The organism is Ligilactobacillus animalis KCTC 3501 = DSM 20602 (assembly GCF_001434535.1).
GTDB lineage: Bacteria > Bacillota > Bacilli > Lactobacillales > Lactobacillaceae > Ligilactobacillus > Ligilactobacillus animalis.
Genome location: NZ_AYYW01000001.1, coordinates 1 through 16,627, shown reverse-complemented (window position 1 = coordinate 16,627; position 16,627 = coordinate 1). Strand labels below are relative to the sequence as shown.

The 16,627-nt window shown below is 40.9% G+C and carries 13 protein-coding genes; 4 read left to right on the top strand and 9 right to left on the bottom strand.

Features of this window, described 5'->3' with window-relative positions; all coding sequences use genetic code 11:
* The gene (oxc, locus tag FC30_RS00065; RefSeq protein ID WP_010690130.1) at positions 1-1,737 is read right to left on the bottom strand and encodes an oxalyl-CoA decarboxylase; all 1,737 of its coding nucleotides are present in this window, start codon (positions 1,735-1,737) and stop codon (positions 1-3) included.
* Between the two features lie 287 nt (positions 1,738-2,024).
* Between oxc and FC30_RS00060 the strand changes: the two genes are divergently transcribed.
* A complete protein-coding gene (locus FC30_RS00060) occupies positions 2,025-3,203 on the top strand; it encodes an AEC family transporter (protein WP_010690129.1) in 1,179 nt (392 codons plus the stop codon).
* Between the two features lie 125 nt (positions 3,204-3,328).
* Here FC30_RS00060 and FC30_RS00055 read toward each other — a convergent pair whose 3' ends face one another.
* The 8 genes from FC30_RS00055 to FC30_RS00020 all read right to left on the bottom strand — a co-directional run bounded on the left by FC30_RS00055 (position 3,329) and on the right by FC30_RS00020 (position 12,273).
* Positions 3,329-3,994 (bottom strand): hypothetical protein, encoded by a 666-nt coding sequence (locus FC30_RS00055; protein ID WP_010690128.1) that lies wholly within the window; start codon positions 3,992-3,994, stop codon positions 3,329-3,331.
* Positions 3,995-4,197: 203 nt separating this feature from the next.
* A complete protein-coding gene (gene hemH / locus FC30_RS00050) occupies positions 4,198-5,151 on the bottom strand; it encodes a ferrochelatase (RefSeq protein WP_010690127.1) in 954 nt (317 codons plus the stop codon).
* Between the two features lie 85 nt (positions 5,152-5,236).
* Entirely contained in the window at positions 5,237-5,512 is a 276-nt protein-coding gene (locus FC30_RS00045) for a hypothetical protein (RefSeq protein WP_010690126.1), read from the bottom strand.
* A gap of 754 nt (positions 5,513-6,266) precedes the next feature.
* Complete coding sequence (locus tag FC30_RS00040) at positions 6,267-6,983, bottom strand: aspartate/glutamate racemase family protein (protein WP_010690125.1); 717 nt, start codon at positions 6,981-6,983, stop codon at positions 6,267-6,269.
* A 6-nt stretch (positions 6,984-6,989) separates the two neighbouring features.
* On the bottom strand, positions 6,990-8,246 hold the full coding sequence (locus tag FC30_RS00035) for a carboxylate--amine ligase (RefSeq protein ID WP_010690124.1): 1,257 nt from the start codon (positions 8,244-8,246) through the stop codon (positions 6,990-6,992).
* A complete protein-coding gene (locus FC30_RS00030; RefSeq protein WP_050778957.1) occupies positions 8,246-9,793 on the bottom strand; it encodes a UDP-N-acetylmuramoyl-L-alanyl-D-glutamate--2,6-diaminopimelate ligase in 1,548 nt (515 codons plus the stop codon). The genes FC30_RS00035 and FC30_RS00030 overlap by 1 nt, the downstream gene beginning before the upstream one ends.
* A gap of 320 nt (positions 9,794-10,113) precedes the next feature.
* Positions 10,114-10,986 (bottom strand): homoserine kinase, encoded by an 873-nt coding sequence (gene thrB, locus FC30_RS00025; RefSeq protein WP_010690122.1) that lies wholly within the window; start codon positions 10,984-10,986, stop codon positions 10,114-10,116.
* 3 nt (positions 10,987-10,989) lie between these two features.
* On the bottom strand, positions 10,990-12,273 hold the full coding sequence (locus tag FC30_RS00020; RefSeq protein WP_010690121.1) for a homoserine dehydrogenase: 1,284 nt from the start codon (positions 12,271-12,273) through the stop codon (positions 10,990-10,992).
* A 171-nt stretch (positions 12,274-12,444) separates the two neighbouring features.
* Here FC30_RS00020 and thrC point away from each other — a divergent pair, with 171 nt between their 5' ends.
* From thrC to FC30_RS00005, 3 genes are all read left to right on the top strand, one after another.
* Positions 12,445-13,938: a threonine synthase gene (gene thrC / locus FC30_RS00015; RefSeq protein WP_010690120.1), complete on the top strand. Its 1,494-nt coding sequence runs from the start codon at positions 12,445-12,447 to the stop codon at positions 13,936-13,938.
* A gap of 23 nt (positions 13,939-13,961) precedes the next feature.
* The gene (locus FC30_RS00010; protein ID WP_010690119.1) at positions 13,962-15,320 is read left to right on the top strand and encodes an aspartate kinase; all 1,359 of its coding nucleotides are present in this window, start codon (positions 13,962-13,964) and stop codon (positions 15,318-15,320) included.
* Positions 15,321-15,938: 618 nt separating this feature from the next.
* The gene (locus FC30_RS00005) at positions 15,939-16,595 is read left to right on the top strand and encodes a hypothetical protein (protein ID WP_056938445.1); all 657 of its coding nucleotides are present in this window, start codon (positions 15,939-15,941) and stop codon (positions 16,593-16,595) included.
* Positions 16,596-16,627 lie beyond the last annotated feature (32 nt).

Here is a 16,627-nt window from a genome sequence, read left to right as displayed (position 1 = left end):
TCACTCCTTGTCAAGTTTTTCTTGTTCCGCTTCTTCAAGTGGTTTTAAGTTTAAGGTTGGATTTAAATTGCCAATGTGTCCCGATTCTTTACCCATTGATGGATCGATCTGAACATTTATGAGGCTTGGTCGGCCAGATCCAACTGCCTTAGCAAAAGTATCTTTCATCTCTTGATAATTAGTTACATAATAATTATCGCCGCCAAATGCTTTAGCGATCAGATCATATCTCCCAGTTGGGTCTAAGGTAGTTGGACCTAATTGATCAGGGACCACATTATCAATACCGTTATAAATACCACCATTGTTAATGACCACTACGGTGATAGGCAATTTGTAGCGACAGATCGTCTCTACATCCATCCCATCAAAACCAAAGGCACTATCACCAGCTAAAACAACTACATGTTTGCCAGTTTCAACAGCAGTGGCAATGGCATATCCCATGCCAACACCCATAACGCCCCAAGTACCAGTATCAAGTCTATGACGTGGCAATTTCATACCGATCATATCACGACCAATATCAAGGGTATTAGCACCTTCACTTACAAGATAAGTGTCTGGATGGTCTTGGAAGTATTCATTGATAGGTTCGATCGCACCGTAATAGCCAAATTTTGGATTGGTTTCGCCAGCTTGGATCCGCTTAGCAAATTTTGCATCATTTTTCGCAGTATCTTGAGCAATAGCTTCGGTCCAATCAGAAGGAACTTTATATCCTGTCGCTGTAAGAGCTGGGACTAACTTGTTTAAAATAGAAGTCAAGTCACCTTGAAGAGGGGCAGAGATCTTTTGAGCAGAATCGAATTGCGTAGGTTCAATATCCAATTGAATAAACTTAGCATTAGGGTTAAATTGAGGTGCACTTCCGTATGAAAGCATCCAGTTTAATCTAGCACCTACTAGAATTACAACATCAGCATTCTTTAACGATAATGAACGAGCTGCAGCAGCTGAATGTTTGCTGTCATCAGGAACAAGTCCCTTAGCCATAGACATTGGCAAGAACGGGATGTTGGTCTTATCTATTAATTCTTGAATTTGTTTTTCAGTCCTGTCATACGCAGCACCCTTACCAAGAATTATTAACGGCTTTTTAGCTTGCTTAATAATATCAACAGCCCGAGCGATCGCTGCATCACTAGGTTCTTGTAAAGGAGCAGGGTCAACTAATTTGTAAACACCCATGTTCTTTTCACCCAGATCTTCGTTTAACTGTGCGATCGTATCTGCTGGCAAATCAAGATAAACACCACCTGGTCTACCGGAAACGGCAGTCCGAATAGCACGTGCAACTGCTAAACCAACATCTTGCGCTCTGTCTACACGATAAGCTTTTTTGCAGAAAGGCTTGGCAACATTATATTGATCTAAGCCTTCATAATCTCCTTGAGATAAATCAATAATATGCCGTTCCGAAGAACCAGAGATCATGATCAATGGAAAACAGTTTTTTGTTGCTTGAGCTAAAGCAGTTAGACCATTTAAAAATCCCGGTGCAGATACTGTCATCGCAACACCAGGTTTTTTAGTTAAAAATCCAGCTGCAGCTGCAGCATTTACAGCTGAATCTTCGCGACGAAAGCCGTAATACTTCATCCCACGTAATTCAGCTAATCTAGCTAAATCAGTGATCGGAATACCTACAACTCCGTACAGGTTATTAATACCATTTTTTTGTAAAGCGTCAATTAATAAACTGGCACCAGTCCTACTTAAAGATTTATCTACCATAACGCACCCTCCATGGTAATCGATTTATATAAAGGTACCAAATTACAAATTGGATACCCACACCTAAGTTATAACTTTTTTTATATTTATTAGCAAGAAAAAACTATCGGAAATTTTATATCAAAAAATAAAATATTTAGTTACTACTTATGGCGCTGATCTATAAGAATGTAAAATTACGCTTAAACATCAGCTAAAATCTTAAATTTTTGATTTACATTATGATGAGTGTTATAGTCGACTTGAATGTAACACCTATCAAATATAATTATAAGGAAGTTATGTAAATGATTAGCATTTTAGTAAATGATATATGTCCAATTTTAGTGATCATGTTACTCGGTTATCTTTGCGGAAAATTTTACTTTTTCGATAATGACCAACGGCAAGGGCTAAATAAATTAGTTCTTAATATCGCATTACCAGCCGCTTTATTCATTTCGATCGTTAAAGCTACAAGAAAAATGTTTGCGCAAGACATTATCTTAACGCTGATTTCTATTTTTGGTGTTGTGGGCTTATTTATGTTAAGTTACTATTTGGATAAGTTGTTCTTCCATAGAACTACCCAGCAAGCGGCGGTTTGTGCCTTGATCGCTGGTTCTCCCACAATTGGTTTCCTTGGTTTTGCTGTTTTAGACCCTATCTACGGGAATAACGCATCAACTAACCTTGTCATCGGGATCGTATCCATTGTTGTCAATGCGATCACTATTCCATTGGGGTTAGCTTTGATCAATAAGGGGCAAGCTATAGCTAAAAAGAAGGCTAAAGCAAATAATAATAAGGGAACTAACGTAGAAGTAGAAGATATAAAGAAGCAAGGGTCCACTAAAATCAAGCAAAAAGTCATGGTAACTATTCCCGATGGTGTTCCAGTTACTGATGCCGAAGCTAAGGCTCTAAAAGAAAAGGGATTAGAACGTGAGATCGACTTGGCTCGAGCAGAAATTGCCGACCATGCTGATGAACCTCATAAACCAATGGATCCAACTTTGAGATCTGTAATTGACGCTATTAAGCAACCAGTGGCTGCTGCTCCATTAATTGCGGTGCTTTGTGTTTTAATTGGGATCAGAATCCCAACTGCTTGGGCACCAACTTTTGACCTAATTGCTAAAGCTAATGCCGGGGTCGCTGTTTTAGCAGCCGGGCTCGCTTTATCGACAGTTAAGTTCTCAATTAATAAAGAAGTACTTTGGAATACCTTCTTTAGATTATTCCTAACTCCTGCAGTTATTGTGCTCGTCGCTTATCTTTGTGGTATGGGGTCAGATCCAACTAAGATCTCTATGCTTTGTTTGGCGACTGCTTTGCCACCGGCATTTTCCGGAATTATTATTTCTAGTCGCTACAACATTTACGTTAAAGAAGGTGCAAGTTCAGTTGCAGTTTCAACTGTCTTCTTTGCAGTAAGCTGTATTTTCTGGATCTGGTTATTACCAATTTTAGCACATCTGTTTTAATGAAATGAAAAAGGGGGCCACCCCCCTTTTTGACTACATATGTAAAGAGTAAATAGTTTTAGAAAAGCTCTGTGAGAATGGCTTAAGCTGTTTTCACAGAGCTTCTTTCTTATGCCTATTATTTTCTAGTAGTTTGACATACTGAAATAAGCACTCATTGCTGCATAATCTGCTTGCGTGATCCCTGCGATCGTCATAAAAGCTAATAATTGACCCAAGATCACCGTGAGATCATGCTTTTCGAGCTGTGATCCTGAAAGTTCTGTTCCAGTAGCTGTAACTAGTTCATAATAAGCGACATCCTTGTATGAAAAGATCCCCAAATTAAAGAAATCAAATCGTGCTAACATCACTTTTTCTGATGCTTGAAACTTATCCTCAAGCATCAAATATAATTCATCTCTTGTCTCCACAAAGATCGTTGGTCGCTTAAACAATGCATTGATCCCGGTAAATAACAGGCGTTCTGGTCGTTCTTCTGGAAGTTCTGCCAATTCTTTTTTTAGCTGTAGTAACTTAGTTTTAAATATCTGAACTAATTGCTCATTTGCCGTCTTATCGGTATTTGCGGTAACATAGAGCCCCTCTAACTTAGTCACTGGATAGCTCATACAGCTAGTGATATCACGTTTGCCAGTCCATAGTCGCTTATCGTAAAAAAGATTATTATATTCGGGATAACGCGTTTGAGCCAAGCGTAAAGTCTTACCCAAATTCCCGATCAAATTGACAGCCATCCCATTAATATTTTGTTCTGTCAAAAAGGCTACGACAAAATCTTTGACCTTCATTATAGATCCCCCCTCACTTTTCAAATTTATCATAGCACATTTTAAAGCTAAGCGAAATATATTTTTAGGATAACCTAAACAAAGGGTATGTTCTAAGTCGCTATTTGGCCTTCGAAATAACATAGTAGTTACCGCTGGCTGGGTTAGACAGTAGATAAAAAGAAGGCACAATGACGCAAAATACGCCTCATTGTGTCTTCTTTTTATCTGTAATTAGTTACCTCACATAAGTCATGTAAGATCTCAATAAATTCGGGATCATCGTTCAAACAAGGTACGACATCAAAAATCTTTCCTCCTGCTCTTTTAAAGATCTCTCGATTCTCGATCCCCAACTCATACTTCGTCTCCAAACAATCAGATATAAATGACGGTGAGATCACTAGTAGATTCTTACACCCCTGGCTAGGTAAACGATCGACGGTCGCATCAGTTGCCGGTTCTAACCACTTAGCCGGTCCGAATTTTGATTGATATGTATGTAAGATCTCGATGTTTGGTAATAATGCTTGTAGTTTGGCAGTCGTTTCTTCGCATTGCCTTTGATAAGGGTCTCCCTTTTTGACGTAACTGACTGGAATACCGTGATATGAGATGATCAATTTATCATATGGTTTCTTTACCCACTGAGTTTTGATCTTAGTAGCAACTAATTTCAAATAAGTCTCATTTTCGTAAAACGAAGTGATAAATTTAATATTTGGGATATAAGTACGCTTATGATAAAAATGCATCACATCATCACTGACCGAGCCCACCGTTGTTGTCGAATATTGCGGATAAAGCGCAACGATGCACAGATCAGTTATTTTTTCTATTTCAAATTCTGCTAAAACCTGAGCAATATCAGGCTCGCTATAACTAAAAGCATATTTGACTACTGTATCAGGTACTAGAGCCTGTAATAATTCACATTGCCGCTTAGTATAATAGGCCAACGGTGAACCGTATTCTTTTGACCAGATCTTTTGATACATCTGAGCAGAAAATTTAGGTCGCCGGGGTAAGATCATCAATTCCAAAATCGGTTTCCAGATCATATCTGGAGTATCGATCACACGCTTATCTCCTAAAAAGCGTCTTAAATAAGGTCGTAAGTGCTTAACATTCGGACTTTTAGGTGTTCCAAGATTGATCAATAATATTCCTTTTTTCATCAATTTGCCTCTAAACTTTTAAATTTATTACATACCTTAAAATACCATATCTATCTATGCTGGGCAATTATCGCGCTTTTTTTAATCATTCTAATCCTTCTAAATGTTTTTGGTATAGAACTTTTGCGATCGAGCAGGGTAAGATCCGTTGCTCGACTAAAAAATCCAAATACGCCTTAAAATCACTATCTCCCGTTGTTTTTTGAACTAGAGCATGTTTTAACTTTTGCATCCGCTTTTTAAGCATAAAATACGATTCCTCTGTCTCAGCAGATAATTTTGACAGCTTAAAATTTGCCTGTGCTAACTGATGTAAAAAAGTAACATCTTCTTGATCTAGTGCTTCATACCATTTCTTCACATTTCTCTCCCCTTTGTTTAAACTCTACTGTTATCATACCGCCGAGTTCAATTGTGAGCAATACTAAAGTAATCATTACAATGTTTTTTAAAATAATATCCATAAAAAATCCGATTATATCAACTATTTTCCCCGAAAATTATTTTACCTTACTTAGTAAATGTTTAAGTGAATTTTAAATTTTGATAAGTCAGATAAATTTTATTATCGGCTTAAAATAAAGCTAGGCTTATATATGCATATTTTGGTAGAAAATCAATAGTTTTTCGCAAAATACTGAGGTATATACTTATCTACGTTGAGAGAACCTCAACTATCCATAATGAAAGAGGTGATGAATCGGTGCTGTTAGCTTTTAGTGGTTGCGCCCACCCCAGCTTATAGCTCGATCTATTGACATTGTGGTAAGTAGTCTTAACATCCTGCTTAACTTTTTAGGCTGCCCCTGTCCACGTGTCACATAGTTTCATCGATCTCACTCTCTAACTAATAATTGCCAAAAAGTCGTTAAACAAGACTACCCCCTTGTTTAACGACTTTTTGATCTGTTCACTTTTTCAGTATTTTGACTAACTCACGCGCTTTGCGGAAGGAAACTTTACACTCGACAGTCTCTTTAGCATCAAAAAAAGCTATCTCACACTCTTTTGAAACGTGTTCGTCAAAGCAACGCCTAGCAGATAACAAAAAAATCACCATGATGCCAAAAACGCATCATGGTGATTTTCCCGTTATCCGTACGGCGCTAATCGCTTTATCTCACACTCTTTTGTGTTTTATCAGCCCACTCGATCGTACGGTCGACCAAAGTAGATTGGCTATCCACGATCGGTAAGTCAGTGATCGGTTCGCGCTCTTGGGCAAGTGATAATTCAGTACAGCCCAAGATCACAACATCACAGCCCGTTTCTTGGATCATTTGGGCTACTAGGTCATGGAATAGCTTACCATCAACCACGTCTTGTTCCTTGATATCATCATAGATCAATTCGTCAGTCATCTTTTGAACGGCTGGACTTGGCTTAGCTAAGTCATAGCCAGCAGCTAAGATCTCTTTATCGTAGATCTGATCACGGATCGTACCTTGCGTTGCAACTAAGCCGACTTTTTTAGCTTCCGGATAGCGCTTTTTGATCTCAGCGACCGTTTCTTTAGGCATGTGTAAGATCGGCACATCGACAGCTTTAGCAAGCTCATCATAAAAATAATGCGCCGTATTACATGGTAGAGTGAAAAAGTCTGGTCCCAGCGTTGCATATTGCTTAAAATCTTCGATCAATTCTGGTAGCGGGTTAGGCTTGGTATTATCCAAAATATACGCCGTTCGATCTGGCACTGTCGCATGATTGACCAAGGTGTAGTTGTAATAATCTTGGTCTTGGTGCGCCTTAGTGCGTAAATTCAACTGGTGGATATAACTTTCGGTCGCCATCGTTCCCATACCACCGATAATTGTAAAAAAGTTTTTCATCGTATCTTATCCTTTATTTTCTGCAAAATAACGGGCAAAATTCTTTACATAATTGTGGTTCATCCACTTGATCAATAACCACCGCTTAGGATTCATATCTTCAGAATATTCATATGTTGTTCCATAACGGTTTTCTTTGATCAACTCTAAAGCACGTTCCTTTGCTTCATTTTCACGGGCATATTTTTTGAAAGTCTTCACTGGAACACCCAACCATAAAGCAGCGTGGTCGTTATGTTCATTGCAGTAAAGCGTTTCTGCGTCCTTAAGATCACCCGTCACGTAATCACGTACGACCCACTGTGCCAAGTTATAACCATTTAAGGTCACAAAGAAGCTACTGCGGCCTTGGCGCAAGTTGATCTCAAAGAGCTTGTATTTGCCGTCACGCACATCGTATTTCATATCAAAGTTAGCATAACCGGTAAACTTGATCTCTTCTAAGAATTTTTGGATCGTATCATAGATCTCTTGGTTGTATTCTGGCATGATCGCTACATAGTTACCGATCGCAGATGGAGCTGGATCTTCCAATAATGGATGACCTAAACACATCATCTTGACCTTGTGATCTTGGTCAACGTAGGCATTTAAGACCCGCATGTTACTATCATCACCTGGGATGAAATCTTGTAAGATAAAATCACCCGTATAGCCATTAGTGTAGGATAAGTCAACGATCCGGTCAAATTCTTCGCGCGATTGGATCCGGAAAGCCTTCTTACGTCCTTCGAATTTAACATCTAACCAAGCAATACTATTAGCCGGTTTTAAAGCTACCGGATAGTCAAATGGTTGCTCGATCTTCTCACCGCTGTCGTGCATTTCCTTGGTTATAATTTGAGTCTTAGGATAAGGGAGGTCATATTTTTCACAGACCTTATAGAAGTTTTCCTTGTTGTTCAACTGATGCAACATATCAACATCGATATATGGACAAACAAAGACATCCTCTAATTCCTTTTTGTGGCGCACGATGAGCTCTGCATACCCATCGCCACACCCGATCAAGATGACCGGTTCTGCATGGTCACGATAGCGTTCTTTGATCTTTAACATCTCTTCGATCCAGACTGGATCTTCAGCAAAACCATCGATCAATTCGAGATCCACGATCTTTGTAAAGCGTGTTGGAGCTAATTCTCGTTGCGCAAATGCTTTGACCGGCTTATGGAATATTTCATAAAATGAACGCGCCATGCCGTACACATTAAAATCGCTCCCCAAAAGGATCGGGGTAAAATCTGCTGTTTCAATTGCCATTACTCTAGTTCCTCCAAAATCTCTTGTGCCAATTCAACGTCGGTCGGATATAAAATCTCTTCACCTTTAACTTTTAGATACTTATCTTCACCGCGGCCCGCTAAAACAACAACATCTTCAGCTGTGCTAGCTTCGATCGCCAAACGGGTCGCTTTTTTACGATCAAGTTCAAAAATGACTTCAACACGCTCATGATCGATATGCGCATCGATCTCTTGGGCGATCTGCATTGGATCTTCAAATCCAGGATCATCAGTCGTCAAGTAAGCAATATCAGCTTCTTCGCTCAGTGCTTTCCCAAAGCCCTCGCGCCGTGAGACCCCTTTATCACCGGTACTTCCGACCACGACTCTGATCTTTCCGGCATGTGTCTGTTGCCGTAAAAATTTGAGCAACGCACTCAGACTTGCATAATTATGGGCATAATCAATGTAGACCGTTCCGTGTTCTTTGGACGTTAACATTTCCATCCGACCGGGAACTTTAACGAGTGGTAAAGCTTCTTGTGCGACTGCTTTACGTGCCCCGGCTAAAGCTGAAGCGATGATCGCACTCACCGCATTACCTTCATTGTAATCACCCGCTAAAGCGATCGTATAAGTGCCATCGATCGCCAAGGACTGTGCTTTTTTAGTCTTAGCGCTCAATTTAAATTCACTTTGTTTAAGATCTTCAAAATCATTAGCGATCTCAAAATCGACCGGCACATCAAAACTCAGCTGCGCATCTTTGCGGGCATAAAGATAGATATTTTCGGTCCCTACGCTCGCCTTAGCTGTTTGATAAACATCCAACAAATGTGCTGTTTCAGCATTGATCACACAAGTCTTAGAGTTCAAAAGTAGTTGTTCTTTGCAGAACAGGTAATCTTCAAAAGTCGGATGTTCATTTTTACCGATATGATCAGGTGAAATATTCAAAAATAGCCCGATATCATATTTCAGGCCATAGACACGACTCTTCTTATAAGCTTGTGAGGAGACTTCCATGACTAAATGATTCATCCCGTTATTGATCGCTTGACGCATATCGTGGAATAGATCCAAGGACTCGGGTGTGGTCAAGTTGGATTTAAAACGTTGGTCTGGTTCAGGTCCTAAGATCCGGTCGATCGTGGAAAATAACGCGGTCCGATCGCCAGTCGCTGTTTCTAAGATCCCACGGGCAAAGTAAGACGAGGTCGTTTTGCCCTTTGTCCCCGTATAAGCGATGATGAACAATTCATTTTGGGGATAATCGTAAAAAGCAGCACCCAACAAGGCCATTGCTTTTTGAACATCGGAAACGATGATCGCGGTCATCCCATCGCCTTCTGGGTAATACTGTTCCGCCACATAGCCTGTTGCCCCGGCTTTTTTGGCACTAGCTAAATACTCAGGTCTAAAATTACCCTTACAGATAAATAGCGTTTGGGCTCCAGCTTTACGGGAATCGTATGTAATTTCGGTAAACATTTCTGCTTTTGGTGCGATCACAAGTGATTGCAATAATTGGTGTTCTTGTAATAATTTCTTTATCTCTGGTACAGCTAGCACGCCTGACTGCATCTCCTCATACTCATTTTTATATCTTATTGATTATCTCATGTTTTCAAAAAAAAATACAATGCGAAGCCAAAGCACTACTATAATTTAGTTTGATACATCCATCTAAAATTCATGCTAGTCTTCCAAGTGTTATTTTATCCTATCTTTAAAGTAAATTAAAGCTAAGTTTATTATTTACAAGTATAAAGGAGGAAATTTTACGAACGATCCATTCGATCCCAGTTTCGGTAAAGTTTCTCATATCCCAATAATCGACTGCATAGATAAAAACAGACCTAAAACTACTCTTCCTAGTTTTAGATCTGTTTTAACAAGGTTATTTAAATTTCTTCACTACGGGCGCCTTTTTGATCGACTGCTAATTGGGTAAATTCACCGGTCAAGCCGTGTTCTCTGGCAGCCTTGATGAATGAAGCCATCTTTTCAGGTGCGATCAGCGTCATTACAGTCGGGCCAGCCCCACTCAAATACGTACCCTTAGCCTCTACTTTATGGCCTAATTCACGTAAAATTTTTAAATGCGGGACTAATTTTTCACGGTACGGCTCATGATAGCCGTCTTGTTCGATCAATTCAGCCACCAGCTCTAGATCGTCAGTCAATAAGGCTGCCACTAAAGCATTGCCCCCACTTCCCGCGCGGACTGCAGTCGCATATTCCAATCGTTCGGGTAAGACGCTGCGACTGACCTTAGTCTCTAATTCAAAATCAGGAATATACGCTAACAGCCCGATCTCAGGAAAGGTAGCCTTGATCGTTTGTGGGCGCTCATTTACCATCAGTGAGATCGTCAGTCCCCCGAATAACGCTGGAGCCACGTTGTCGGGATGACCTTCGAGCTTAGTAGCTACCTCAAGTAATTCTTGGTCCGAAAACTGTTTAGCCGATAAAACTTGGGCTAATTTCAACCCCGCCACGATCGCCGCCGAACTACTGCCAAGGCCACGCGCCAAGGGGATCTCAGAGTTCATTTTTATTCTGTGCGGTGTGAGATCTTTATCTAAGGTCAAAGCTGATTTAATGACTAAATTGGTTTCATCATGTGAAACTTCCGGGCCAAGGTCATGTTCGATCTGCCAGTTAGGCATTTTTTCCAACACCTCTAATGTCAAATAACGATCAACGGCTAGCCCTAGGGAATCAAAGCCGGGGCCCAAATTAGCACTGCTAGCGGGTACAATGATCTTTTGCATACATTACCCCTCCAATACTTTATACGCAGCCAGTAACTGCATCTCGGGCATTTCTTTTAACTCTGCCTTGATCGCATTCAGTTGCGCCTCGGTCATCGTATGTGTTACAAGCGAGATCCGCGCCGTACCTTGGCTTTCACCAGTCTGTTTGATCACATTGAAGCTAGCCTTTTGTTTGGCCATGATCTCAGTTAATTTCAACATCTGTCCCGGTTTGTCGGGAAGTACCAAAGAAAGATAGTATGGATAGATCACATCACTTGCTGGGGCCAAAGCAACGTTTTTGACATAGCCGTTAAAGCGACTACCAGTAGTCTCTAAGACGATATCTTTGGTGACCGCGATGATGTCGCTCAAAACACTGTTAGCGGTCGGCAATTCACCAGCACCTGGACCATAAAACATCGTCTCGCCGACAGCCTTACCGGTCACTAAAACGGCATTATTTTCATTTTGGATCGCTGCCAACGGACGTGAACTAGGGACGAGCACTGGTCCGACTGAAACGTCCAATTTATCATCGATGAGCTTAGCGATCCCTAACAATTTGATCGTATAGCCTAGTTGGGCCGCCTCATTGATATCGGCCAGCTGCACACCATCGATCCCCTCGAGCTTCACATCATCGACGGTGATATCTTTCCCAAAGGCAAACTGCGTCAAAATGATCATCTTATAAGCAGCATCCTTACCTTTGACATCATTAGTTGGATCAGCTTCTGCAAAACCTTTTTCCTGCGCAAGTTTTAAAGCTTGGGCATATGAGAGTCCATTTTGTGTCATCTGGGTCAAAATAAAATTCGTCGTCCCATTGACGATCCCTAAGACCGACTCTACTTGATCGGCCGCAAATGAATTGACGATCGTACGCAAGATCGGGATCCCCCCAGCAACGCTAGCTTCATAAAAGAGATCACAGTGATTTTGTTTGGCAAGCTCGGATAACTCAGGACCATGTTGGGCGATCAGATCTTTGTTAGCCGTCACCACATGTTTTTTTGCATTGAGTAGTTGCTTGATATAACTCCGCGCAGTCTCGACTGTCCCCATCACTTCGACGATGATCTTGATATCATCATCGGTCACTAACTTGGTAAAATCATCGGTCAATTCGATCCCCGTCAGATCCACGTTGCGCTTAGCGGTCACATCACGCACGACCACCGTTTTGACATTTAATTTGCAACCCGTGATGTCTGTGATCTTTTGTGCATTATCCTGTAAGATCTTCACGACCCCGCTACCTACTATTCCTAAGCCTAAGATCCCAATATCGATCGTCTTCATGCGCGCATTCCTCCGTGTCTAAAAAAGTCATATTTTCTTAATATTAACATATTCAAATTCCACTCAAAATATTTTAAACACCTAATTTAATTTAACTAATAAATTTTACTTGTTATTTTAACTTTACTTTGGTAGTATGAACTCAAATTTACTCGAAAGGAATGTGAGCTTATGGTAATTTCATACCGTAGCACGCGTGACCACCATGCTACTCCCTTTTCAGCCTCACAAGCTGTCTTACAAGGCCTGAGTCCCGATGGCGGTCTCTTTGTCCCAGATCATTTACCCCAACTAAACTTGGAATTAATGGATCTACCAAAATTAACTTATCAAGAATTGGCTTTAAAAATTTTACAACCATTCTTTAGTGATTATACTGCTACCGAATTACAAGAATGTATTGCCAAAGCTTATGGGGATAACTTTACCTCACCCCAGATCACGCCCGTCAAATTCACCGATGAGCTCGCTTATTTGGAATTATTCCACGGTCCAACGATCGCTTTTAAAGATCTTGCATTGCAATTATTGCCTCATTTACTGCAATTAGCAGCCCAAAAAAATCAAACAGCGCTAAAAACAGTGATCTTAACTGCGACTTCAGGTGACACTGGTAAAGCTGCCATGGCGGGATTTGCCGACGTTAAAGATACCCAGATCATCGTTTTTTATCCTAAAGACGTGGTCAGCGAAGTCCAAGAAAAGCAAATGCGCTCCCAGACCGGCGCTAATACCCATGTCGTGGCGATCACGGGAAACTTCGATGATGCTCAGACCAAGGTCAAAGAGATCTTCGATGATCCTAATATGATACTTGCGCTACGTCAGCAGGGCTATCAATTCTCCTCAGCTAACTCGATCAATATCGGGCGTCTCTTCCCACAAATGGTCTATTACTTCTACGCTTATGGCCAAATGCTCAAAGCCGGTAAGATCACCGCAGGGCAAGCGGTCAACTTCAGTGTACCAACGGGGAATTTTGGCGATATTTTAGCTGGGTGGTACGCTAAAAAACTCGGGCTACCGATCAAAAAATTGCTCTGTGCTTCAAATGAAAACAATGTTTTAACTGACTTTTTTGCCAGCGGGATCTATGACCGCAAACGTCCATTCCACGTGACGACTTCGCCTTCGATGGACATTTTAGTCTCCAGCAACTTAGAGCGCTTATTATTCTATACGTTAGACCAAGATGCAGCTAAAACGGCGCAATTGATGAACCAACTCAGTACTCGTGGCGTTTATACGCTTGACGCTGAGTTGATCGCTAAATTACAAGCTGAATTCTTTGCTGATTTCGCCACGATCGACCAGACAGCGACCGAGATCAAACGCGTTTTTGAAAAAGAAGCTTATCCGCTCGATCCTCATACTGCAGTCGGTTCGTTTGTCGCCCGCCAATACCAGTTAAAGACAGACGACCTCACTCCGATGATCGTCGTTTCTACTGCTAGCCCGTATAAATTCCCAGAAGCTGTCTTAGATGCTTTAGACAAGCGCCAAGAAGCAACTGGATTAGCGGCCTTGGAACAGTTACAGCAAGTGATCGCCCAGCCTTATCCGCAAACGATCGCGGAACTCTTTACTGCGCCACTCTTACATGATCTGACTTGTGATCCTAAAGATATGAAAAAATTAGTGTTCAAACTCGTTGAGCAAAATTAGATAAGATATAGAGGTTTTTTGTTATGAAAGTTGTTAAATTTGGTGGAAGTTCTTTAGCTAACGGAGAACAGTTCAAAAAAGTTATCGCCATCGTGACCGCTCAACCAGAGCGCCAAGCCGTGATCACCTCGGCTCCGGGCAAACGTTTTAGCGATGATATCAAAGTGACCGACCTTTTGATCACTTATGCGGAACGATTTTTAAATTATCTAGATACAACAGAAGTCCAAGCAAAGATCTTTGACCGCTACCAAGAGATCGCCCAAACTTTTGAGTTACCAGCTGAGGGACTTACTTGGCTCAAAAAAGAATTACAACAGCTCCAAGAGCGGACTTATCCCAGTGCCGAATATCTTTTAGCAGCTTTTAAAGCACATGGGGAATATTTCAATGCCCGCCTGTTGACCTTGATCTTAAATCATCTAGGGATCAAAGCTCGTTTCATCGATCCCCGTGTAGTTGGCTTATTAGTCAGCTCTGATCCTAACGACGCCACAGTCTTACCCGTGACTTATGAGAACTTAGCTCGTTTAGACTATGCGGATGAGAAATTGATATTTCCCGGGTTTTTTGGGGTAACAAAAGAAGGTGAGATCGCGACTTTCTCACGTGGTGGCTCAGACATCACCGGGGCGATCGTGGCCCGCGGGTTAAACGCTGAACTCTACGAAAACTTTACCGATGTGGATGCGATCTACGCGGCTAATCCTAAATTAGTCCATGATCCATACGCGGTCACCAAAATGACTTACCGTGAGATGCGCGAACTCTCATATGCTGGTTTTTCGGTCTTTCACGATGAAGCGATCGTCCCTGCGATCGAAGGACGGGTCAAGATCAACGTTAAAAATACTAACCATCCAGAGCGTCCCGGCACAATGATCATTCCGTATCAAGAATTTACTCCGATCACCCCGATCACTGGGATCTCAAGTGCTAAACATTTTTCCGCACTGTACTTGCACAAATTCCTGTTGAACAAAGAAGTCGGGTTCACTCTAAAGATCTTAAACATCCTTTACAAGTACGGGATCTCCTATGAACACATGCCTTCTGGGATCGATGATCTGACCATCATCTTTGATAACAGTCAGTTGACTGAAGCTAAAAAAGAAGCCGTATCCCGTGATATTCGTGCGGTGATCCAACCCGATGAATTGCGCTGGATCGATGACTATGCCTTGATCATGGTCGTTGGCGAAGGGATGATCAATCGTATCGGGATCATGAAAGATGTGATCCTAGCTATCTCAGATCACAATATCAACATCCACATGATCAACCAGGGGTCATCTGAAGTTTCGATCATGCTCGGGACTAAGAGCGCTGATGCTGATAAAGCTGTCAAATACATTTATGAAGCTTTTTTTGAACAAAAATAACTGTCAATAATAAGAGTCTTACCACGATGTCACACATCAGGGTAAGGCTCTTTTATTTATCGCATTTGCTTACACTCTACACGCACAATATAGCTTAAGATCTGGGTGGGATCTTAAGCTATATAGCGTATCAGATCAAAACTCATATACTAAGTCTCAAACCTAAATAATGAATCAAAGTCTGATCCATCAAAAATCAGCAATATATTATACAGGAGCTATATTGGGTGGATGCGTTTCTGTAATAAAGTGTCTCTTTTATGGATTTTGTGTTTCTCTCTTACAGATATATATTAGCTGATCTATAGCTATATTCTAATCTATCTTTAGTTTTTTGACCTGTTTTTGTGCTAAAAAGGTACTTTTGTGTCAGATTAGGCACTTTTCTTGTAAACGTTCTCCTTAGAAAGTACTATATATAAAAAGATAAAACTAATACTACTATGGAAAGCAAACTCCCCCATAACTGAGCTACAAACCATCTTAGAAAGGTAAAATGTGGAAGATGGGCTTACTTTTCCCGTAGTTATTGCACAAAATTATGAAAGGAAAGCTATATTTCTTTCTAAATTATGCAACTTGCATAATTCCATATTCGCTATATAGCGCTTTAAAGCAATGGAATATCACAAAGTTATTTCAGAGCTTAGAACCAACAAGAACATCAAGGTCTCTGACCTGATCGGCGATAATATGTCGCGTTCAAGCTACAACCGTTTTATTTCTGGAAAGACCGATATCTATAGCCAACACTTACTCGCTTTACTCGCTTTACTCGCTTTACTCGCTTTACTCGCTTTACTCGATCAGCTCCATGTTTCATTTTCCAAGCTAGAATATATTGCTAACGGCTATAATACTTCTAAAGAAGATACGTTCTTTCTCAAAGTCATCCTGGCTGCGCGAGCAAAGGATCATGAGGGGCTGATCCTTTGTTATCGCCAAGCGCAATCACTCGCCCAGCCAAAGCACAATGATTTTTACACCCATGTTTTAGGTGCCTTAGATCTAGTGATCCGTCAACTTAAGTCACAACCATATAACTTAAGTGACAATGCTTTATACACATATTTGATCCAAGCTTTTTCTTGGACCGACTATGAGTTTAAGTTCTTCCAATTGATCTTACCCGCACTTTCCCCCGCAGAACTCGAACCATTTTTGGCCAAGATCGAACGTAATCTAGCTAAATTTGGCAGTGCTACACCGTATAATCAGAAAAGTTTCAATTTGATCTGTGATATTATTTTTTCGCAGTTTGTAAAATTAAGTTAGAAAAATAAAAAGCCATTTGTGATAGACTTTTG

Coding starts and splice junctions, on each gene's coding strand:
- oxc (WP_010690130.1), bottom strand. CDS start 1,737: ATGGTAGATAAATCTTTAAGTAGGACTGGTGCCAGTTTATTAATTGAC.
- FC30_RS00060 (WP_010690129.1), top strand. CDS start 2,025: ATGATTAGCATTTTAGTAAATGATATATGTCCAATTTTAGTGATCATG.
- FC30_RS00055 (WP_010690128.1), bottom strand. CDS start 3,994: ATGAAGGTCAAAGATTTTGTCGTAGCCTTTTTGACAGAACAAAATATT.
- hemH (WP_010690127.1), bottom strand. CDS start 5,151: ATGAAAAAAGGAATATTATTGATCAATCTTGGAACACCTAAAAGTCCG.
- FC30_RS00040 (WP_010690125.1), bottom strand. CDS start 6,983: ATGAAAAACTTTTTTACAATTATCGGTGGTATGGGAACGATGGCGACC.
- FC30_RS00035 (WP_010690124.1), bottom strand. CDS start 8,246: ATGGCAATTGAAACAGCAGATTTTACCCCGATCCTTTTGGGGAGCGAT.
- FC30_RS00030 (WP_050778957.1), bottom strand. CDS start 9,793: ATGCAGTCAGGCGTGCTAGCTGTACCAGAGATAAAGAAATTATTACAA.
- thrB (WP_010690122.1), bottom strand. CDS start 10,986: ATGCAAAAGATCATTGTACCCGCTAGCAGTGCTAATTTGGGCCCCGGC.
- FC30_RS00020 (WP_010690121.1), bottom strand. CDS start 12,273: ATGAAGACGATCGATATTGGGATCTTAGGCTTAGGAATAGTAGGTAGC.
- thrC (WP_010690120.1), top strand. CDS start 12,445: ATGGTAATTTCATACCGTAGCACGCGTGACCACCATGCTACTCCCTTT.
- FC30_RS00010 (WP_010690119.1), top strand. CDS start 13,962: ATGAAAGTTGTTAAATTTGGTGGAAGTTCTTTAGCTAACGGAGAACAG.
- FC30_RS00005 (WP_056938445.1), top strand. CDS start 15,939: ATGGAATATCACAAAGTTATTTCAGAGCTTAGAACCAACAAGAACATC.